The organism is Marinobacter sp. EVN1, assembly GCF_000475375.1.
GTDB classification, from domain to species: Bacteria; Pseudomonadota; Gammaproteobacteria; order Pseudomonadales; family Oleiphilaceae; genus Marinobacter; species Marinobacter nauticus.
Window position 1 is genome coordinate 1 of the sequence record NZ_AXCB01000001.1, and the last position, 16,843, is coordinate 16,843.

The following is a 16,843-nucleotide window of genomic DNA, read 5'->3' on the forward strand; positions in this document are numbered from 1 at the left end:
CCGATCGCCATGGAAGATGGCCTGCGCTTCGCGATTCGCGAAGGTGGTCGTACCGTTGGTGCCGGCGTGGTCGCCAAGATCATCGAGTAATCTGCTCGATTGATCAGGAAAAAGGGGCTGAGCGTTCAGCCCCTTTTTCTGTTTAGGTCGCAAATGTCGCTCAACCCTGTCAATGGCAATGCTGTTGACAGGGTTGGGTATTATGCATACAATGCGGCTCCTTTTTTTGAAGGTCGGCTAACTAGTAGCTGCTACGAGTGGAGTTTGGTGCATCATGCAAAGCCAAAAAATTCGAATCCGGTTGAAGGCGTTTGATTATCGCCTGATCGACCAGTCCACGCAGGAGATTGTCGATACCGCCAAGCGGACCGGCGCTCAGGTGCGTGGTCCCATTCCTCTGCCGACGCGGAAGGAAAAGTACACGGTATTGATCTCTCCGCACGTCAACAAAGACGCGCGTGATCAATATGAAATTCGTACGCATAAGCGTCTGCTCGACATTGTTGAGCCGACGGAAAAGACAGTAGATGCTCTGATGAAACTGGACCTGGCAGCAGGTGTAGACGTTCAGATCAGCCTCGGCTAATACCGCCCGGTATTAGTCTGTGTAACTGTCATAGGCCATAGAGGGTGCAAGCCCCGTACACTTAAGAGGTGAAACATGGCAATTGGTGTTGTCGGTCGTAAGGCCGGTATGACCCGTATTTTTACGGATGAAGGGCAGGCGCTCCCTGTCACGGTAATTGAGGTTGAGCCCAACCGCATTACCCAACTCAAGACCCTCGAAAGCGACGGCTACCGTGCAGTGCAGGTAACCGTAGGTTCTCGTCGTTCCTCCCGTGTAAACAAGGCGGCTGCCGGGCACTTTGCAAAAGCAGGTGTTGAAGCTGGTCGTGGCGTTTGGGAATTCCGTCTGGCTGATGGCGAAGGTGAAGACCTGGCCGCCGGTGGCGAGCTGACCGTTTCCGTGTTTGAAGACGGTCAGGTGGTTGACGCAGTAGGTCAGTCCAAGGGTAAGGGCTTCCAGGGCGGTGTTAAGCGCTGGAACTTCTCCATGCAGGACGCTACTCACGGTAACTCCCTGTCTCATCGTGCTCCGGGTTCCATTGGTCAGAACCAGACTCCGGGTAAGGTGTTCAAGGGCAAGAAGATGGCCGGTCAGATGGGTAATGCGCAGGTTACTGTGCAGAACCTGAAAATCGTCCGTGTCGATGCCGAGCGCAACCTGCTGCTGGTAAGTGGTGCCGTGCCTGGCGCAACTGGCGGCGACGTTGTCATCAAGCCTGCAGTTAAAGCCTGAGGAGCGGTGCGATGGAATTGACAATTACTGGTAGCGGCAAGGGGATTTCTGTTTCCGACGCTGCGTTTGCCAAAGATTTTAACGAAGCTCTGGTGCATCAGGTGGTTACTGCTTACATGGCAGCTGGCCGTCAGGGTACCAAGGCCCAGAAGACACGTTCCGAAGTCAGTGGTGGTGGCAAGAAGCCATGGCGCCAGAAGGGTACTGGTCGTGCCCGTGCTGGTACCATTCGTAGCCCGATCTGGCGTTCAGGCGGCGTAACCTTTGCTGCCAAGCCCCGTGACTTCGAGCAAAAGGTTAACCGCAAGATGTACCGTGCGGCGATGCGTTCCATTTTCTCCGAGCTGGTACGCCAGGAGCGTCTGGTTGTGGTTGACGACATGAATGTCGATACGCCCAAGACCAAGGCCTTCACTGCCAAGCTGAGCGATCTGGGTGTGTCCAACGCCCTGATCCTGTCTGAGAATGTTGAGCAGAATCTGCACCTGGCTTCCCGCAACGTTCCCCATGTGGATGTTCGCGATGTGGCAGGTCTGGATCCGGTCAGCCTGGTTGCCTTCGAGAAAGTCGTGGTGACTGTTCCCGCTCTGAAGAAGATCGAGGAGATGCTGGGATGAATCAGGAACGTATTTACAAGGTCCTGTTAGGGCCGCACGTATCAGAAAAAGCGTCTCTGGCGGCAGAGCGTGGTCAGGTGGTGTTTCGTGTAGCGCCTGATGCGACCAAGCCCGAGATCAAGAAAGCCGTTGAGCAACTGTTCAACGTCACCGTCGAAGGTGTTCAGGTTCTGAACCGTAAGGGTAAGCTCAAGCGCACTATCCGCGGGTTCGGCAAGCGTAATGACATTCGTAAGGCTTACGTCAAGCTGGCAGAAGGTCAGGACATCGATTTTCTGGATGTGGAATAAGGTAAAGGGGTCGTAATATGCCGATCGTCAAAACCAAGCCAACATCTGCCGGACGCCGTCACGTTGTAAAACTTTACAACCCGGATCTGCACAAAGGACGTCCTTACGAGCCGTTGGTAGAAACAAAGAGTAAGTCTGGTGGCCGTAACAATGTTGGCCGCATTACTACTCGTCACATTGGTGGTGGTCATAAGCAGCACTACCGTGTTATCGACTTCAAGCGGACCAAAGATGGTATCCCGGCGGTCATTGAGCGCCTGGAATACGATCCTAACCGCTCTGCGCACATTGCACTGGTCAAATATGCCGATGGCGAGCGTCGTTACATTATCGCTCCCAAAGGTATGAAGGCTGGTGATCCTGTGCGCTCCGGCGTCGACGCGCCGATCAAGGTGGGCTCCACGCTGCCGCTCCGGAACATTCCGGTCGGTTCCGTAATCCACTGCGTCGAACTCAAGCCTGGCAAAGGTGCACAGCTGGCTCGCTCTGCGGGCGCATCCGTACAGCTGGTTGCTCGGGAAGGGGCGTATGCCACCATCCGCCTGCGTTCAGGTGAAATGCGTAAGGTGCTTGTAGATTGCCGTGCCACTCTGGGCGAAGTGTCCAACAGTGAGCATAGCCTCAAGCAGCTTGGTAAAGCGGGTGCATCACGTTGGCGCGGCAAACGGCCAACAGTACGTGGTGTTGCTATGAACCCAGTTGACCACCCGCATGGTGGTGGTGAAGGGCGTACCTCTGGCGGACGTCACCCGGTTACTCCGTGGGGTGTTCCGACCAAAGGGCATAAGACTCGTAAGAACAAGCGTACTGACAAGATGATAGTACGTCGTCGTTCGGCCAAGTAAACGACTACATAGAGGTAATTGCTGTGCCACGTTCTTTGAAGAAAGGTCCTTTTATAGACCTGCATCTGTTGAAGAAGGTCGAGGCAGCTCTGGAAGCAAATGACAAGCGGCCCATTAAAACCTGGTCCCGCCGGTCAACAGTCTTCCCGGAGATGGTAGGCCTGACCATTGCAGTCCACAACGGCAAGCAGCACGTGCCGGTTTATGTCACCGAAGATATGGTTGGACATAAGCTGGGTGAGTTCGCGGCAACGCGTACTTATCGTGGTCATGCGGCCGACAAGAAAGCTAAACGCTGATTCTGAGGTAATAGAAATGGAAGTAGCAGCCAAGTACAAGGGCGCTCGCCTCTCAGCTCAGAAAGCACGTCTTGTCGCTGACCAAGTACGCGGCAAGGCTGTTGAGGACGCCCTGAACATTCTGACTTTCAGCCCTAAGAAGGCAGCGGTTGTGATCAAGAAAGCTCTTGAATCCGCCATTGCCAACGCTGAGCACAACGAAGGTCTGGACGTAGATGATCTGCGGGTTTCCACCGTGATGGTGGATGAGGGCCCAACGCTCAAGCGAATCAAAGCTCGAGCCAAGGGGCGCGCTGACCGTATTTTCAAGCGCACCTGTCATATCACCGTCAAGGTCGCCGACAAGTAGGAGATGCTCAGATGGGTCATAAAGTAAATCCAACCGGCATTCGCCTGGGTGTGATCAAAGAGCACAACTCAGTGTGGTACGCCGACAAAAAGGACTACGCGAAGAATCTTCTGAATGATATTCAGGTTCGCGAGTTCCTGGACAAGCGTCTGGTTAAGGCGTCTGTCAGCAAGATCGTGATCGAGCGCCCTGCTCAGAACGCCCGGATCACGATCCATACCGCCCGCCCCGGTATTGTTATCGGTAAGAAGGGTGAAGATGTTGACCGTCTGCGTCGCGAAGTCAGCGACATGATGGGTGTGCCTGTGCACATCAACATCGAAGAAGTCCGCAAGCCGGACCTGGATGCCCGCCTGGTAGCGCAAAACGTTGCCGGCCAGCTGGAGCGTCGTGTGATGTTCCGTCGCGCTATGAAGCGTGCGGTTCAAAACGCCATGCGTCAGGGAGCCAAGGGTATCAAGATTCAGGTTGGCGGTCGTCTTGGGGGTGCTGAAATCGCACGTTCCGAGTGGTATCGCGAAGGTCGTGTACCTCTGCACACACTGCGTGCAGATATTGATTATGCAACCTATGAAGCGCACACCACTTACGGCGTTATCGGCGTAAAGGTATGGATCTTCAAAGGTGAGATTCTTGGTGGTATGGAGCAGGTCCGTGCTGACAAGAAAGCCTCTGGGAAGAAAGGTTCTAAGTAAAGGGGCACTCTTATGCTGCAACCAAAACGCACCAAATTCCGCAAGGTAATGAAAGGCCGTAACACCGGTCTTGCTCAGCGCGCAAACAAGGTGAGCTTCGGTGAATACGGATTGAAGGCGACCAGCCGTGGGCGTATAACTGCGCGCCAGATTGAGGCAGCGCGTCGTACCATGACTCGCCGCATCAAGCGGGGCGGTAAGATCTGGATCCGGGTGTTCCCGGACAAGCCGATCACCGGTAAGCCGCTGGAAGTACGTATGGGTAAAGGTAAAGGTTCTGTCGAGTATTGGGTGGCTGAGATTCAGCCAGGCCGCATGTTGTACGAGATGGAAGGTGTCGCGGAAGAAATCGCACGCGAAGCTTTCACTCTGGCTGCCGCCAAACTGCCGGTACAGACCACCTTTGTTAAGAGGACGGTGATGTGATGAAAGCAACAGAGCTGCGTGAAAAGTCAGTCGAGGAGCTGAACAAAGAGCTGATCGACCTCCTGAAGGAGCAGTTCAACCTGCGCATGCGCAAGGCGACAGGTCAGCTGAATCAGTCTCACCTTCTCGGCAAGGTGAAGCGCGATATCGCTCGCGTGAAAACAGTATTGAACGAAAAGGCAGGACAGTGACATGACCGAAGCTACCCAAACTGCCAGAACTCTGAGCGGCAAGGTCGTGAGCAACAAGATGGACAAGTCCATCGTGGTCCTGGTTGAGCGTCAGGTTAAACACCCGCTGTACGGTAAGTACATGAAGCGTTCAACCAAGATTCATGCACACGATGAAAGCAATCAGTGCAACATTGGTGACACCGTAACCATCCAGGAAACCCGTCCGGTCTCCAAGACCAAGAGCTGGGCCCTGGTGGAAGTTACCGAACGCGCTGCCAAGGTGTAATTCGCCCGGAGAACAACCATGATTCAGACTCAAACAATGCTTGAAGTCGCGGATAACAGTGGTGCACGTCAGGTTATGTGCATCAAGGTCCTGGGCGGATCTCACCGGCGTTATGCAACCGTTGGGGATATCATCAAGGTAACCGTCAAGGAAGCCATCCCCCGCGGCAAGGTGAAAAAAGGCCAGGTCCTGAAGGCTGTTGTAGTACGTACCCGTAAGGGTGTGCGTCGTCCGGACGGTTCTCTGATCCGTTTTGACGGTAACGCGGCGGTACTTCTGAACAATCAGGACGCTCCCATTGGTACCCGTATCTTCGGACCGGTTACCCGTGAACTGCGTAACGAGAAGTTCATGAAGATTATCTCACTGGCACCCGAAGTACTTTAAAGGACCAGAGGCCGGTTATGAAAAAGATCAAACGAGATGACGAAGTAATCGTCACCACGGGGAAAGACAAAGACAAACGTGGTAAAGTCCTGAAAGTTCTGGACGACGGTCGCGTGCTTGTTTCTGGCATCAACATGATGAAGAAGCACACAAAGCCGAACCCGATGCTTGGCACCCCGGGCGGTATCGTCGAAAAAGAAGCGCCTATCCAGGCTTCCAACGTGGCTATTTTTAATCCGCAGACCGGCAAAGCCGATCGTGTTGGCTTCCAGATCAAGGAAGACGGCACCAAAGTGCGGATCTTCAAGTCCACGAACGAAGCTGTCGATAACCAGTAAGCGGTGGTGGTTACGATGCTTAACATGAAAGAGCAGTACACTAAAGAAGTGGTACCCGCCCTGCAGAAAGAGTTCGGTTACAAGAACGTGATGCAGGTGCCGCGTATCGAGAAAATCACCCTGAACATGGGTGTTGGCGAAGCGGTTGGTGACAAGAAACTGATTGAAAATGCCGTGGCAGATCTTGAGCGCCTGGCAGGTCAAAAAGTGGTTGTTACCAAAGCGCGTAAATCCGTCGCGGGCTTTAAAATCCGTGAAGGTTGGCCGATTGGCTGTAAAGTGACCCTGCGCGGTGAGCGCATGTGGGATTTCTTTGATCGTCTGGTGCACATTGCGGTTCCCCGCATTCGTGACTTCCGCGGTCTGAACCCGAAATCCTTCGACGGTCGCGGTAACTACAGCATGGGTGTGCGTGAGCAGATCATCTTTCCGGAGATCGAGTACGACAAAGTCGACAAGATCCGCGGGTTGGATATCACCATCACCACCACTGCCGGTACCGACGACGAAGGTCGCGAACTGTTGAAAGCCTTTGGCTTTCCGTTCAAGAAATAAGGAACGAGTGACATGGCGAAGGTTTCAATGAAAAACCGTGAGCAAAAGCGCGAAAAACTGGTAGCAAAGTATGCTGCCAAGCGCGCCGAGCTCAAGGCGATTATCAAAAACCCGAATACCAGCGATGATGACCGTTGGGATGCACAGATGAAGCTCCAGCAGCTTCCGCGTGATTCATCTCCTTCGCGTCTTCGGAATCGTTGCCAGGTGACTGGTCGTCCCCACGGCGTTCTGCGCAAATTCGAGCTGTCACGGATCAAACTCCGTGAATACGGCATGCGCGGTGACGTTCCGGGCCTGACCAAGGCAAGCTGGTAAGATAGGCCGCCTGACTTCGGTCAGGTGCCTGTTGGTAAGCGGTGCGGCAAGCCGCTGCACAACTAAAAAGATCAGGAGCCTCATACCAATGAGTATGCAAGACACGCTTGCGGATATGTTTACCCGTATCCGTAATGCCCAGATGGCGTCAAAAGCTGACGTAACGATGCCATCTTCAAAAATGAAGGTCTCAGTAGCCCAGGTCCTCAAGGACGAAGGCTACGTAGCAGATTTTTCTGTTTCAGCTGACGCGAAGCCCGAACTGACCATCACTCTGAAATACTTCGGTGGCAAGCCGGTTATTGAAGAGATTCAGCGGGTCAGCCGTCCGAGTCTGCGCCAGTACAAAGGCGCCGGGGAACTGCCGAAAGTAGCCGGTGGTCTGGGAGTCGCGATTGTCTCAACGTCCAGGGGCGTTATGACAGACCGCGCCGCACGAGCTGCAGGCGTGGGTGGCGAAGTCATCTGCACCGTATTCTAGGAGATACACATGTCCAGGGTTGCCAATAATCCTGTCGTGCTGCCTTCCGGTGTTGAGGTTAAGCTGAACGGACAGGAAATCAATGTGAAGGGTTCCAAAGGAGCGCTTCAGTTCACCATTCACCAGGCGGTTGAAGTAAAGCAGGAAGAAAATGTCCTGCGTTTTGCGGCCCGCGATGGTGCAAAACAGTCCCGCGCTCTTGCTGGTACTACTCGTGCGCTGGTTAACAATATGGTTACCGGCGTATCCACAGGCTGGGAGCGTAAGCTGCAGCTGACGGGCGTAGGTTACCGTGCGCAGGCGCAAGGTAAGAAGCTCAACCTGACACTGGGTTTTTCCCACCCGGTCGAGTATGAGCTGCCCGAGGGTGTTACCGCTGAAACTCCGTCCAATACGGAAGTTGTGATTCGCGGTATCGACAAGCAACAGGTTGGCCAGGTCGCTGCGGAAATCCGCGCGTTCCGTCCGCCCGAGCCGTATAAAGGCAAGGGTGTGCGTTATGCGGATGAGCAGGTCAGACGCAAAGAAGCCAAGAAGAAATAAGGCGGGACTATGAGCGCAAATAACGAAAGACTGCGTCGCGCGCGCAAAGTGCGCATGAAGATCCGTGAGCTGGGTACTGACCGTCTGTGCGTGCACCGTACACCGCGTCATATGTACGCCCAGGTTACGACTGCAGATGGCAGCAAAGTGCTTGCCACTGCCTCCACGTTGGATAAGGAACTGCGCCAGGGTGCAACCGGTAACGTGGACGCTGCCAAGAAGGTCGGTCAGCTGATTGCTGAACGCGCCAAGGCAGCAGGCATTGAGAAGGTCGCTTTTGACCGCTCAGGTTACCGTTATCACGGTCGTGTTCAGGCTCTTGCCGACGCTGCCCGTGAAGCTGGCTTGCAATTCTAAGAGGTGGAGAAGATGAGCGTTAACGAACAGAAGGCGCCTGAGCTCCAGGAAAAGCTGGTTCAGGTCAATCGTGTCGCCAAGGTAGTTAAAGGCGGCCGTATCTTTGCCTTCACTGCACTGACTGTAGTGGGTGATGGTAAAGGTCGCGTTGGTTTCGGTCGTGGCAAGGCCCGGGAAGTTCCGGTTGCCATCCAGAAGGCCATGGAAGCTGCACGCAAAAACATGGTAGACGTAGCGTTGGACGGCACTACCCTGCAGTACCCGGTTCGGGCGCAGCACGGTGGTTCCAAGGTCTTCATGCAGCCTGCTTCTGAGGGTACCGGTATCATTGCCGGCGGTGCGATGCGCGCCGTACTCGAGGTGGCCGGTGTGCAGAACGTACTGTCCAAGTGTTACGGGTCCACCAACCCGGTGAACGTAGTACGTTCCACCATCAAGGGTCTGCAGGCCATGAAGGCGCCTGAAGACGTTGCAGCCAAGCGCGGTAAATCCGTGGAAGATATTCTGGGTTGAAGTCATGGCGAACGCAAAAACGATCAAAGTAACTCTGACCCGCAGCCCGATCGGCTGTCAGCCCAAGCACAAGCTGTGCGTCAAGGGCCTGGGTCTTCGTAAAATCGGTCACACCGTGGAAGTGGAAGACACTCCTTCCATTCGCGGCATGATCAACCGGGTAAATTACCTGGTTCGGGTTGAGGAGAACTAAGATGCGTCTGAACGAACTTGCTCCGGAACCCGGTTCACGTCCGTCCGCCAAGCGTGTCGGCCGTGGTATCGGTAGCGGTCTCGGCAAAACCGGCGGTCGTGGTCATAAAGGTCTGAAATCCCGTTCCGGTGGCTCCGTTGCTCCTGGTTTCGAGGGTGGTCAGCAGCCTCTGGCCCGTCGTCTGCCTAAGTTCGGTTTCACCTCGCGTCAGCAGCGTTACGTGGCGGAAATCCGCCTGAACGAGCTGGCCAAGGTTGAAGGCGACGTGGTGGATCTGGCGGCCCTGAAAAAGGCTGACATCATTCGCGAAGAAATTCGCGAGGCCAAGGTTATCCTGTCCGGCGAGCTGGACCGTGCGGTAACCGTGAAAGGCCTTCGAGTCACCAAGGGCGCACGCGAAGCGATTACCGCCGCGGGTGGTAAAGTCGAAGACTAAGACGAGTCGAGGACTAAATGGCCAAGACAGCATCATTGCCTGCGGGCGCCGGAAAAGGATTTGCAGAGCTGCGCTCGCGGCTCTGGTTCGTGTTTCTGGCGCTGCTGGTGTACCGGATCGGTGCCCACATTCCGGTTCCCGGTATCAACCCGGATCGGCTGGCGGCACTGTTTGATCAGAACCAGGGAACCATCCTGAGTCTGTTCAACATGTTCTCCGGTGGTGCGCTTGAGCGCATGAGTATCTTCGCACTCGGTATCATGCCGTACATTTCGGCTTCTATTATCATGCAGCTCATGACTGCGGTTAGTCCGCAGCTTGAGCAGCTTAAGAAAGAAGGCGAGGCTGGTCGTCGCAAGATCAGCCAGTATACGCGGTATGGTACGGTTATCCTGGCCCTGGTTCAGGGCTTTGGTATTTCTGTGGGTCTGGCATCACAGGGCGTTACCTTTAATGACAGCTTCAGCTTCCACTTTGTGGCGGTTGTTTCGTTTGTCTGCGGTGCGGTCTTCATGATGTGGCTCGGTGAGCAGATCACCGAAAGAGGTATTGGTAACGGTATTTCGCTGCTGATTTTCGCGGGTATTGTTGCCGGTCTTCCTGGCGCTATTGGCCAGACTCTGGAGCAGGCTCGTAACGGTGAAATGAGTTTGCTGGTTGTTCTCGGGATTGGTGTTCTGGCGATTGCTGTTGTCGGTTTCGTGGTCTTCATGGAGCGTGGGCAGCGGCGTTTGACCATCAACTATGCCAAGCGGCAGCAGGGGCGTCGGGTATTTGCCCAGCAGTCCAGCCACCTGCCGCTGAAGGTGAATATGGCCGGCGTCATTCCGCCGATCTTCGCCTCTTCGATTCTACTGTTCCCGGCCTCTCTGGGGCAGTGGTTCGGTCAGGGCGAGGGCATGGAGTGGCTGAGTGATATCTCCCAGGCATTGGCACCGAGCCAGCCGTTGTATATTATCCTGTTCGCAGCAGCAGTTATCTTCTTCTGCTACTTCTACACAGCGCTGATGTACAACCCCAAGGAAGTTGCGGATAACCTCAAGCGTTCCGGCGCGTTTATCCCCGGTATTCGCCCCGGCGAACAGACGGCCAAGTACATCGATGGTGTGCTGACCCGTTTGACTCTGTTCGGTGCTATGTATATTGCAGCAGTATCCCTGTTCCCTCAGTTCCTGATGGTGGCCGGGAATGTGCCTTTCTATCTCGGGGGCACCTCTCTGCTGATTGTTGTAGTCGTGGTGATGGATTTCATGGCTCAGGTTCAGTCGCACCTGATGTCTCACCAGTATGAATCGCTGATGAAGAAATCCAATCTCAAGGGCTATGGACGGAACGGCTGAAAAAGCCGTTCCCCTTGAAAACTGGAGTCGACAATGAAAGTACGCGCTTCGGTAAAGAAAATTTGCCGTAACTGCAAAGTAATTCGACGCAATGGCTCAGTTCGAGTCATCTGCTCGGAGCCTCGTCACAAGCAGCGCCAGGGCTGATCCGTTTCGGATAAGCGCTGACATTGTAAAAGGGGTTCGGAATAGTGGCGCTTGACTCACAGGTGGGTCAGGCGCTATTATTTCGCGCCCTTTTTGTGGCGGAAAATTCACACAGCAAAGCTTTGAACGCGGAGTAATTTGGATGGCACGTATAGCCGGTGTCAATATACCCGATAACAAACATGCTGTTATCTCGCTGACCTACATCTTCGGTGTTGGCAAGACAACAGCCCAGAAGCTTTGCGATGCAACCGGCGTTAAGCCGGACGCCAAGGTCAAAGACCTGAGCGACGAGCAACTTGAAGCACTTCGTACTGAAGTGGGCAAGTTTACCGTCGAAGGCGATCTGCGTCGTGAAGTACAGATGAACATCAAGCGTTTGAAGGATCTCGGTTGCTTCCGTGGTCTGCGTCATCGTCATGGCCTTCCGGTCCGTGGCCAGCGCACCAAGACCAACGCCCGCACCCGTAAAGGTCCTCGCAAACCTATTCGTAAGTAACAGGTAGGCAAACATGGCAAAGCCAGGTACACGTACCCGTAAAAAGGTGAAAAAGACGGTTGTTGATGGCGTCGCGCACATTCACGCGTCCTTCAACAACACCATCGTGACCATTTCGGACCGTCAGGGCAACGTCCTGTCCTGGGCCACTTCTGGTGGTTCCGGTTTCCGCGGCTCACGTAAGAGTACACCTTTTGCTGCGCAGGTAGCAGCTGAAAGAGCCGGTAATGCGGCTGCTGAATACGGCCTTAAAAACCTGGACGTAGAGGTTAAGGGTCCTGGGCCCGGACGTGAATCTGCAGTTCGCGCGCTGAATGCGTGTGGCTACAAGATCACCAACATCACTGATGTGACGCCGATTCCCCACAACGGCTGTCGTCCGCCCAAGAAGCGCCGCGTCTAACACAGGAGACAGTGAAATATGGCTCGTTATATAGGCCCGAAGTGCAAGCTGTCTCGTCGTGAAGGGACAGATCTTTTTCTGAAGAGCGGCGTTCGCGCGCTCGATTCCAAGTGCAACATCGAGACTCCGCCGGGTATGCACGGCGCGCGTCGCGGTCGTCTGTCCGAGTACGGCGTTCAGCTTCGTGAAAAACAGAAAGTCCGTCGTATCTACGGCGTTCTTGAGAAGCAGTTCCGCAACTATTACAAAGAGGCCGCCCGAGGCAAAGGTGCAACTGGTGAAAACCTGCTGCAGCTGCTGGAAGGCCGTCTCGATAACGTTGTATATCGCATGGGCTTTGGTTCTACCCGTGCAGAAGCCCGTCAGCTCGTCTCTCACAAGGCGATCCTGGTCAATGATAAGCCGGTTAACATCCCGTCCTATCAGGTCAAGCCGGGCGACGTTGTGAGCGTGCGCGAAAAGGCCAAGAATCAGCTGCGTGTTAAAGGCGCGCTGGATCTGGCTTCAAGCCGTGCACCGGTAAGCTGGGTAGAGGTTGACGCCAACAAGATGTCCGGCGTTTACAAGTCAGTACCTGAGCGTACTGAACTGCCGGCCGACATCAACGAGAACCTCATCGTCGAGCTTTACTCCAAGTAAAGCCCAGTTAGCAACGATAGCAGATAGGGGCGTCTATGCAGCGTTCAGTACATGAGTTATTGACACCTCGTACCATTGACGTGAAAGAATCCAGCGCTACGCGCGCCAAGGTGACCCTGGAACCGCTTGAACGCGGTTTCGGGCACACCCTGGGCAGCGCGCTGCGTCGTATTCTTCTGTCTTCGATGCCGGGCTGCGCCGTGACTGAAGCACAGATCGACGGTGTCCTGCACGAGTACAGTGCCATTGAAGGTGTCCAGGAAGACGTCATCGAGATTCTGCTGAATCTCAAGGGCGTTGCCGTAAAGATGAACGGCCGTGACGATGCTGAGCTGACCCTCAGCAAGAAAGGTCCGGGCGTGGTGACTGCCGGCGATATCAAGCTGGACCACGATGTGGAAATCGCTAACCCGGAGCACGTGATCTGTCACTTGAGCGAAAACGGCGAAGTGAACATGCGCTTGCGCGTGGCACGGGGCCGTGGCTACGAGCCGGCTGATCAGCGTGGTCTGGACGAGGACGAAACTCGTGCCATCGGACGCTTGCAGCTGGATGCAACGTTCAGCCCGGTTCGTCGTGTGGCCTATGCCGTCGAGAGCGCTCGGGTTGAGCAGCGTACAGACCTGGACAAGCTGGTTATTGATCTGGAGACCAACGGTACCATCGATCCGGAAGAAGCAATTCGCCGGGCCGCTACCATTCTCCAGCAGCAGCTGGCTGTGTTCGTCGATTTCGATCATGAGAAAGAGCCTGAGCGTGTAGAGGAAGAGGAAGAAATCGATCCGATTCTGCTGCGCCCGGTTGATGATCTGGAGTTGACTGTGCGATCAGCTAACTGCTTGAAGGCTGAAAACATTTACTATATCGGCGATCTGATCCAGCGCACGGAAGTGGAGCTGCTGAAGACGCCTAATCTTGGCAAAAAGTCGCTGACCGAGATCAAGGACGTTCTTGCGTCCCGTGGTCTGTCTTTGGGTATGCGTCTTGATAACTGGCCGCCGGCAAGCCTTCGTGGTGATGACCGGGTTCTGGGCGGTTGATCGCCGATTAGTTTAAGGTAAGGAATCAGAGCAATGCGTCATCGTAAGAGTGGTCGTAAGTTCAACAGGACCAGTGCGCATCGCAAGGCCATGTTCCGTAACATGACTGCGTCACTGGTTGAGCACGAGCTGATCAAAACGACGCTCCCGAAAGCCAAAGAGCTGCGTCGGGTAGCTGAGCCGTTGATCACGCTCGCAAAGAATGATTCGGTAGCAAATCGTCGTCTGGCGTTCTCTCGCCTGCGTAACGATGCTGCGGTAGCCAAGCTGTTTGATGAGCTGGGCCCCCGTTACAGCGAGCGTCCGGGTGGTTATCTTCGTATTCTGAAGTGCGGTTTCCGCGCTGGCGATAATGCCCCGATGGCATTCGTTGAGCTGGTCGGCCGTCCTCTGGACATCGAAGCTGAAGAGATGGACGACGAAGAGTAAGTTCTTCTGAGTCCATAAAAAAACCGGGTTCCGCAAGGTTCCCGGTTTTTTTGTGCCCGTCGCTCGGGCGGGCTATTTGGTGAGCATCGGTTTGAGGTAACGTCCGGTGTGCGAAGCCGGATTGGCGGCCACTTCCTCGGGCGTTCCTTCAGCAATAATCTGTCCGCCACCGGACCCACCTTCCGGGCCGAGGTCGACAATCCAGTCTGCGGTCTTGATGACGTCCAGGTTGTGCTCGATGACAACGATGGTGTTGCCGTGATCGCGCAAACGCTCCAGCACGTTCAAAAGTTGCTGGATATCGTAGAAGTGCAGGCCGGTCGTGGGCTCGTCCAGGATGTACAGGGTTTTGCCTGTGTCCCGTTTGGACAGCTCCTTAGCCAGCTTGACCCGCTGTGCTTCGCCCCCCGAGAGGGTCACTGCGCTCTGGCCCAGACGAATGTAGGACAGGCCCACGTCGATCAGCGTTTGCAGTTTTCTGGCGATGAAGGGGACTGCGTCGAAAAACTCCCGGCCCTCCTCAACGGTCATTTCCAGAACCTCGTGAATGTTTTTGCCTTTATACCGAACCTCGAGGGTCTCCCGGTTGTAGCGTTTGCCTTTACAGATGTCGCAGGGCACATAGACGTCTGGCAGGAAGTGCATTTCGACTTTGATGACGCCATCGCCCTGGCAGGCCTCGCACCGGCCGCCCTTCACGTTGAAGGAGAAGCGGCCAGGTTTGTAGCCGCGTGAGCGAGCCTCCTGAGTGCCGGCGAAGAGTTCCCTGATGGGGGTAAACAGGCCGGTGTAAGTGGCGGGGTTAGACCTGGGTGTCCGTCCGATAGGGCTCTGGTCAATGTCGATCACCTTGTCGAGCTGATCAAGTCCTTTCAGGCTCTTGTAGGGTGCATGATTGAGGCTGGTCGCTTTGTTCAGTTTGGCGGCCGCGACCGGATAGAGGGTGCTGTTAATCAGGGTGGATTTGCCTGAGCCCGATACCCCGGTAACGCAGGTCATCACGCCTAGCGGCAGCGTGAGCGTTACGTCCCGGAGATTGTTGCCAGAGGCGCCGGTCAGTACCAGCTTCTTGCCATTGCCCTTGTTTCGCTCAGAAGGTACCGAGATCTCCTTCTCGCCACTGAGGTACTGGCCAGTCATTGAAGCCGGGTTGGCAATAATCTCTTTCGGGGTTCCCCGCGCGACAATCTCTCCGCCGTGGACGCCAGCGCCGGGGCCAATGTCAATAACGTAGTCGGCAGCCCGGATAGCATCTTCGTCGTGTTCCACCACGATCACCGTGTTGCCCAGATCCCTTAGGTGGGTGAGGGTGGCAAGCAGTCGGTCGTTGTCCCGCTGGTGCAGGCCAATGGACGGCTCGTCCAGAATGTACATCACACCCACCAGTCCTGCGCCTATCTGGCTGGCCAGTCTGATGCGCTGGGCTTCGCCGCCTGAGAGGGTGTCTGCGCTGCGTTCCAGGGTGAGGTATTCGAGGCCCACGTTGACCAGAAATTGCAGGCGCTCCCGTACCTCTTTCAGGATTTTTTCGGCGATCTCACCTTTACGCCCGGGCAATGCCAGAGTGCTGAAGTAGCGATGAGCATCACCCACGGGGAGGTGGGTAATTTCCGGGAGGTTTCGTTCTTCGATAAAGACGTGACGGGCACTGCGACGCAGGCGCGAACCGCCGCAGTCTTTACAGGGTTGTGTGCTCAGGTTGCGAGCCAGTTCCTCGCGCATGCTCTGAGATTCCGTCTCGCGGTAACGGCGTTCCAGATTCGGCAGTATGCCCTCGAACGGGTGGGCCTTTTCCATGATATGACCGCGAGAGTTCACATAACGAAAGGGAATGTCCTCGTCGCCGGAGCCATACAGGAGCACCTCCTGGAAGTTTTCAGGCAGCTCTTCCCAGGGTGTTTCCAGGTCAATGCCGTAGTGTTCGGCAACACTGGTCAGCATCTGGAAGTAGTACACGGCACGACGGTCCCAGCCTTTGATGGCTCCTGATGCGAGGGTCGCTTCCGGGCTCTGGATCACCTTTTCGGCATCAAAGAACTGGCGCACCCCCAGACCGTCGCAGGTGGGGCAGGCGCCGGCCGGGTTGTTGAACGAAAACAGGCGAGGTTCCAGTTCGCTCAGGGAGTAGCCGCACTGGGTGCAGGCATAGCGCGCCGAGAAGGTGTGTTCCTCGCCTTCTCCACTCATGGGCGCCACCAGAGCAATGCCGTCGGCCAGCTCCAGGGCGGTTTCGAAGCTCTCGGCCAGTCGTTGCTCCAGCCCCTCCTTGACTTTGAATCGATCGACCACAACGTCAATCTGGTGCTTGCGCTTCTTGTCCAGGGCAGGAACGTCGTCTATGTCGTATACAGCTCCGTCCACTCTCAGGCGGATGAAGCCCTGGCTGCGCATGGTGTCGATCACCTGCAGATGCTCACCTTTGCGATCCCGGATCACCGGCGCCAATATCATCAGCTTGCTGCCTTCCGGCATGGCGAGAACCTGGTCAACCATCTGGCTCACGGTCTGGGCTTCCAGCGGCTGGCCGTGATCAGGACAGCGGGGTTCACCAGCACGAGCGAAAAGCAGTCTCAGATAGTCATAGATCTCGGTGATGGTCCCCACGGTAGAGCGGGGGTTGTGCGACGTGGATTTCTGCTCGATGGAGATGGCTGGCGACAAGCCTTCAATATGATCCACATCGGGCTTTTCCATCATCGAGAGGAATTGCCGTGCGTAGGTGGACAGCGACTCGACATACCGGCGCTGGCCCTCGGCATAGAGCGTATCGAACGCCAATGAGGACTTGCCGGAGCCGGACAGACCGGTAATGACGATCAGTTTGTCCCTTGGCATATCCAGGTCGATGTTTTTCAGGTTGTGGGTGCGCGCGCCCTTGATCTGGATATGGTCCATAACACCTCGCTTGGTAAAAACTGCCAGTATATCGGTTTCGGGTCGTTCCG

General features: G+C 55.4%; 29 protein-coding genes and 1 pseudogene. 29 read left to right on the forward strand and 1 reads right to left on the reverse strand.

Annotated features, from left to right (window positions below):
- The 29 genes and pseudogenes from Q674_RS40725 to rplQ form a co-directional block, all read left to right on the forward strand.
- Nucleotides 1-90 (forward strand): annotated as a pseudogene (locus tag Q674_RS40725) (elongation factor Tu); the annotation flags it as partial.
- Between the two features lie 184 nt (nt 91-274).
- On the forward strand, nt 275-586 hold the full coding sequence (gene rpsJ, locus Q674_RS21070) for a 30S ribosomal protein S10 (RefSeq protein ID WP_004580743.1): 312 nt from the start codon (nt 275-277) through the stop codon (nt 584-586).
- Between the two features lie 75 nt (nt 587-661).
- Nucleotides 662-1,300 carry a 50S ribosomal protein L3 gene (rplC, locus tag Q674_RS21075; RefSeq protein WP_011784246.1) on the forward strand — a complete coding sequence of 213 codons (639 nt, stop codon included), beginning with the start codon at nt 662-664 and terminating at the stop codon, nt 1,298-1,300.
- Between the two features lie 11 nt (nt 1,301-1,311).
- Nucleotides 1,312-1,917, forward strand: a complete 606-nt coding sequence (rplD, locus tag Q674_RS21080; RefSeq protein ID WP_011784247.1) for a 50S ribosomal protein L4 — start codon at nt 1,312-1,314, stop codon at nt 1,915-1,917.
- Nucleotides 1,914-2,207 (forward strand): 50S ribosomal protein L23, encoded by a 294-nt coding sequence (gene rplW, locus Q674_RS21085; RefSeq protein WP_008174862.1) that lies wholly within the window; start codon nt 1,914-1,916, stop codon nt 2,205-2,207. Before rplD ends, rplW begins: the two co-directional genes overlap by 4 nt.
- A gap of 17 nt (nt 2,208-2,224) precedes the next feature.
- Complete coding sequence (rplB, locus tag Q674_RS21090; RefSeq protein WP_011784248.1) at nt 2,225-3,052, forward strand: 50S ribosomal protein L2; 828 nt, start codon at nt 2,225-2,227, stop codon at nt 3,050-3,052.
- Between the two features lie 23 nt (nt 3,053-3,075).
- Nucleotides 3,076-3,351 carry a 30S ribosomal protein S19 gene (rpsS, locus tag Q674_RS21095; protein ID WP_007154011.1) on the forward strand — a complete coding sequence of 92 codons (276 nt, stop codon included), beginning with the start codon at nt 3,076-3,078 and terminating at the stop codon, nt 3,349-3,351.
- Nucleotides 3,352-3,367: 16 nt separating this feature from the next.
- On the forward strand, nt 3,368-3,700 hold the full coding sequence (rplV, locus tag Q674_RS21100) for a 50S ribosomal protein L22 (protein ID WP_008940674.1): 333 nt from the start codon (nt 3,368-3,370) through the stop codon (nt 3,698-3,700).
- A gap of 11 nt (nt 3,701-3,711) precedes the next feature.
- A complete protein-coding gene (rpsC, locus tag Q674_RS21105; protein WP_011784249.1) occupies nt 3,712-4,395 on the forward strand; it encodes a 30S ribosomal protein S3 in 684 nt (227 codons plus the stop codon).
- 12 nt (nt 4,396-4,407) lie between these two features.
- Complete coding sequence (rplP, locus tag Q674_RS21110) at nt 4,408-4,821, forward strand: 50S ribosomal protein L16 (RefSeq protein ID WP_011784250.1); 414 nt, start codon at nt 4,408-4,410, stop codon at nt 4,819-4,821.
- Nucleotides 4,821-5,012 carry a 50S ribosomal protein L29 gene (rpmC, locus tag Q674_RS21115; protein WP_008174877.1) on the forward strand — a complete coding sequence of 64 codons (192 nt, stop codon included), beginning with the start codon at nt 4,821-4,823 and terminating at the stop codon, nt 5,010-5,012. Before rplP ends, rpmC begins: the two co-directional genes overlap by 1 nt.
- A 1-nt stretch (nt 5,013) precedes the next feature.
- Nucleotides 5,014-5,280, forward strand: coding sequence for a 30S ribosomal protein S17 (gene rpsQ / locus Q674_RS21120; RefSeq protein ID WP_011784251.1), 267 nt, complete (start codon nt 5,014-5,016; stop codon nt 5,278-5,280).
- 18 nt (nt 5,281-5,298) lie between these two features.
- Nucleotides 5,299-5,667 carry a 50S ribosomal protein L14 gene (gene rplN / locus Q674_RS21125; protein WP_011784252.1) on the forward strand — a complete coding sequence of 123 codons (369 nt, stop codon included), beginning with the start codon at nt 5,299-5,301 and terminating at the stop codon, nt 5,665-5,667.
- Nucleotides 5,668-5,684: 17 nt separating this feature from the next.
- Complete coding sequence (gene rplX / locus Q674_RS21130) at nt 5,685-6,005, forward strand: 50S ribosomal protein L24 (protein WP_011784253.1); 321 nt, start codon at nt 5,685-5,687, stop codon at nt 6,003-6,005.
- A gap of 15 nt (nt 6,006-6,020) precedes the next feature.
- Nucleotides 6,021-6,560 (forward strand): 50S ribosomal protein L5, encoded by a 540-nt coding sequence (rplE, locus tag Q674_RS21135; protein WP_011784254.1) that lies wholly within the window; start codon nt 6,021-6,023, stop codon nt 6,558-6,560.
- A 12-nt stretch (nt 6,561-6,572) separates the two neighbouring features.
- Nucleotides 6,573-6,878, forward strand: coding sequence for a 30S ribosomal protein S14 (gene rpsN / locus Q674_RS21140; protein WP_011784255.1), 306 nt, complete (start codon nt 6,573-6,575; stop codon nt 6,876-6,878).
- An 88-nt stretch (nt 6,879-6,966) separates the two neighbouring features.
- Nucleotides 6,967-7,359, forward strand: coding sequence for a 30S ribosomal protein S8 (rpsH, locus tag Q674_RS21145; protein ID WP_011784256.1), 393 nt, complete (start codon nt 6,967-6,969; stop codon nt 7,357-7,359).
- Nucleotides 7,360-7,368: 9 nt separating this feature from the next.
- Nucleotides 7,369-7,902, forward strand: a complete 534-nt coding sequence (gene rplF, locus Q674_RS21150; protein ID WP_011784257.1) for a 50S ribosomal protein L6 — start codon at nt 7,369-7,371, stop codon at nt 7,900-7,902.
- A 9-nt stretch (nt 7,903-7,911) separates the two neighbouring features.
- Nucleotides 7,912-8,259, forward strand: coding sequence for a 50S ribosomal protein L18 (gene rplR / locus Q674_RS21155; protein ID WP_011784258.1), 348 nt, complete (start codon nt 7,912-7,914; stop codon nt 8,257-8,259).
- Between the two features lie 12 nt (nt 8,260-8,271).
- Nucleotides 8,272-8,772: a 30S ribosomal protein S5 gene (gene rpsE / locus Q674_RS21160; RefSeq protein WP_011784259.1), complete on the forward strand. Its 501-nt coding sequence runs from the start codon at nt 8,272-8,274 to the stop codon at nt 8,770-8,772.
- Nucleotides 8,773-8,776: 4 nt separating this feature from the next.
- Nucleotides 8,777-8,965, forward strand: coding sequence for a 50S ribosomal protein L30 (gene rpmD, locus Q674_RS21165; protein ID WP_008174894.1), 189 nt, complete (start codon nt 8,777-8,779; stop codon nt 8,963-8,965).
- A 1-nt stretch (nt 8,966) separates the two neighbouring features.
- On the forward strand, nt 8,967-9,401 hold the full coding sequence (gene rplO, locus Q674_RS21170) for a 50S ribosomal protein L15 (protein ID WP_011784260.1): 435 nt from the start codon (nt 8,967-8,969) through the stop codon (nt 9,399-9,401).
- A gap of 17 nt (nt 9,402-9,418) precedes the next feature.
- Nucleotides 9,419-10,741, forward strand: coding sequence for a preprotein translocase subunit SecY (secY, locus tag Q674_RS21175; protein ID WP_011784261.1), 1,323 nt, complete (start codon nt 9,419-9,421; stop codon nt 10,739-10,741).
- A gap of 33 nt (nt 10,742-10,774) precedes the next feature.
- A complete protein-coding gene (rpmJ, locus tag Q674_RS40730) occupies nt 10,775-10,888 on the forward strand; it encodes a 50S ribosomal protein L36 (protein ID WP_008174902.1) in 114 nt (37 codons plus the stop codon).
- A gap of 142 nt (nt 10,889-11,030) precedes the next feature.
- Nucleotides 11,031-11,387 (forward strand): 30S ribosomal protein S13, encoded by a 357-nt coding sequence (gene rpsM, locus Q674_RS21180; protein ID WP_011784262.1) that lies wholly within the window; start codon nt 11,031-11,033, stop codon nt 11,385-11,387.
- A gap of 13 nt (nt 11,388-11,400) precedes the next feature.
- Nucleotides 11,401-11,790: a 30S ribosomal protein S11 gene (gene rpsK, locus Q674_RS21185; RefSeq protein ID WP_007153992.1), complete on the forward strand. Its 390-nt coding sequence runs from the start codon at nt 11,401-11,403 to the stop codon at nt 11,788-11,790.
- 18 nt (nt 11,791-11,808) lie between these two features.
- The gene (gene rpsD / locus Q674_RS21190) at nt 11,809-12,429 is read left to right on the forward strand and encodes a 30S ribosomal protein S4 (RefSeq protein WP_014420494.1); all 621 of its coding nucleotides are present in this window, start codon (nt 11,809-11,811) and stop codon (nt 12,427-12,429) included.
- Nucleotides 12,430-12,464: 35 nt separating this feature from the next.
- Entirely contained in the window at nt 12,465-13,469 is a 1,005-nt protein-coding gene (locus tag Q674_RS21195) for a DNA-directed RNA polymerase subunit alpha (RefSeq protein WP_008174911.1), read from the forward strand.
- A 33-nt stretch (nt 13,470-13,502) separates the two neighbouring features.
- Nucleotides 13,503-13,898, forward strand: coding sequence for a 50S ribosomal protein L17 (gene rplQ, locus Q674_RS21200; protein WP_023007570.1), 396 nt, complete (start codon nt 13,503-13,505; stop codon nt 13,896-13,898).
- A 72-nt stretch (nt 13,899-13,970) separates the two neighbouring features.
- On the opposite strand, the gene uvrA is transcribed toward rplQ, so the two are convergent.
- Nucleotides 13,971-16,793, reverse strand: a complete 2,823-nt coding sequence (gene uvrA, locus Q674_RS21205) for an excinuclease ABC subunit UvrA (RefSeq protein ID WP_023007571.1) — start codon at nt 16,791-16,793, stop codon at nt 13,971-13,973.
- Nucleotides 16,794-16,843 lie beyond the last annotated feature (50 nt).

What these genes read in the sequence shown, in the direction of transcription:
- Q674_RS21195 (WP_008174911.1), top strand. Translation starts at nt 12,465, where the DNA reads ATGCAGCGTTCAGTACATGAGTTATTGACACCTCGTACCATTGACGTG.
- rplB (WP_011784248.1), top strand. Translation starts at nt 2,225, where the DNA reads ATGCCGATCGTCAAAACCAAGCCAACATCTGCCGGACGCCGTCACGTT.
- rpsJ (WP_004580743.1), top strand. Translation starts at nt 275, where the DNA reads ATGCAAAGCCAAAAAATTCGAATCCGGTTGAAGGCGTTTGATTATCGC.
- rpmC (WP_008174877.1), top strand. Translation starts at nt 4,821, where the DNA reads ATGAAAGCAACAGAGCTGCGTGAAAAGTCAGTCGAGGAGCTGAACAAA.
- uvrA (WP_023007571.1), bottom strand. Translation starts at nt 16,793, where the DNA reads ATGGACCATATCCAGATCAAGGGCGCGCGCACCCACAACCTGAAAAAC.
- rpsC (WP_011784249.1), top strand. Translation starts at nt 3,712, where the DNA reads ATGGGTCATAAAGTAAATCCAACCGGCATTCGCCTGGGTGTGATCAAA.
- rplR (WP_011784258.1), top strand. Translation starts at nt 7,912, where the DNA reads ATGAGCGCAAATAACGAAAGACTGCGTCGCGCGCGCAAAGTGCGCATG.
- rpmD (WP_008174894.1), top strand. Translation starts at nt 8,777, where the DNA reads ATGGCGAACGCAAAAACGATCAAAGTAACTCTGACCCGCAGCCCGATC.
- rpsN (WP_011784255.1), top strand. Translation starts at nt 6,573, where the DNA reads ATGGCGAAGGTTTCAATGAAAAACCGTGAGCAAAAGCGCGAAAAACTG.
- rpmJ (WP_008174902.1), top strand. Translation starts at nt 10,775, where the DNA reads ATGAAAGTACGCGCTTCGGTAAAGAAAATTTGCCGTAACTGCAAAGTA.
- rpsE (WP_011784259.1), top strand. Translation starts at nt 8,272, where the DNA reads ATGAGCGTTAACGAACAGAAGGCGCCTGAGCTCCAGGAAAAGCTGGTT.
- rplO (WP_011784260.1), top strand. Translation starts at nt 8,967, where the DNA reads ATGCGTCTGAACGAACTTGCTCCGGAACCCGGTTCACGTCCGTCCGCC.
- rpsQ (WP_011784251.1), top strand. Translation starts at nt 5,014, where the DNA reads ATGACCGAAGCTACCCAAACTGCCAGAACTCTGAGCGGCAAGGTCGTG.
- rplQ (WP_023007570.1), top strand. Translation starts at nt 13,503, where the DNA reads ATGCGTCATCGTAAGAGTGGTCGTAAGTTCAACAGGACCAGTGCGCAT.
- rpsK (WP_007153992.1), top strand. Translation starts at nt 11,401, where the DNA reads ATGGCAAAGCCAGGTACACGTACCCGTAAAAAGGTGAAAAAGACGGTT.
- secY (WP_011784261.1), top strand. Translation starts at nt 9,419, where the DNA reads ATGGCCAAGACAGCATCATTGCCTGCGGGCGCCGGAAAAGGATTTGCA.
- rplC (WP_011784246.1), top strand. Translation starts at nt 662, where the DNA reads ATGGCAATTGGTGTTGTCGGTCGTAAGGCCGGTATGACCCGTATTTTT.
- rplW (WP_008174862.1), top strand. Translation starts at nt 1,914, where the DNA reads ATGAATCAGGAACGTATTTACAAGGTCCTGTTAGGGCCGCACGTATCA.
- rpsM (WP_011784262.1), top strand. Translation starts at nt 11,031, where the DNA reads ATGGCACGTATAGCCGGTGTCAATATACCCGATAACAAACATGCTGTT.
- rplX (WP_011784253.1), top strand. Translation starts at nt 5,685, where the DNA reads ATGAAAAAGATCAAACGAGATGACGAAGTAATCGTCACCACGGGGAAA.
- rpsH (WP_011784256.1), top strand. Translation starts at nt 6,967, where the DNA reads ATGAGTATGCAAGACACGCTTGCGGATATGTTTACCCGTATCCGTAAT.
- rplV (WP_008940674.1), top strand. Translation starts at nt 3,368, where the DNA reads ATGGAAGTAGCAGCCAAGTACAAGGGCGCTCGCCTCTCAGCTCAGAAA.
- rplP (WP_011784250.1), top strand. Translation starts at nt 4,408, where the DNA reads ATGCTGCAACCAAAACGCACCAAATTCCGCAAGGTAATGAAAGGCCGT.
- rplD (WP_011784247.1), top strand. Translation starts at nt 1,312, where the DNA reads ATGGAATTGACAATTACTGGTAGCGGCAAGGGGATTTCTGTTTCCGAC.
- rplE (WP_011784254.1), top strand. Translation starts at nt 6,021, where the DNA reads ATGCTTAACATGAAAGAGCAGTACACTAAAGAAGTGGTACCCGCCCTG.
- rplF (WP_011784257.1), top strand. Translation starts at nt 7,369, where the DNA reads ATGTCCAGGGTTGCCAATAATCCTGTCGTGCTGCCTTCCGGTGTTGAG.
- rpsD (WP_014420494.1), top strand. Translation starts at nt 11,809, where the DNA reads ATGGCTCGTTATATAGGCCCGAAGTGCAAGCTGTCTCGTCGTGAAGGG.
- rplN (WP_011784252.1), top strand. Translation starts at nt 5,299, where the DNA reads ATGATTCAGACTCAAACAATGCTTGAAGTCGCGGATAACAGTGGTGCA.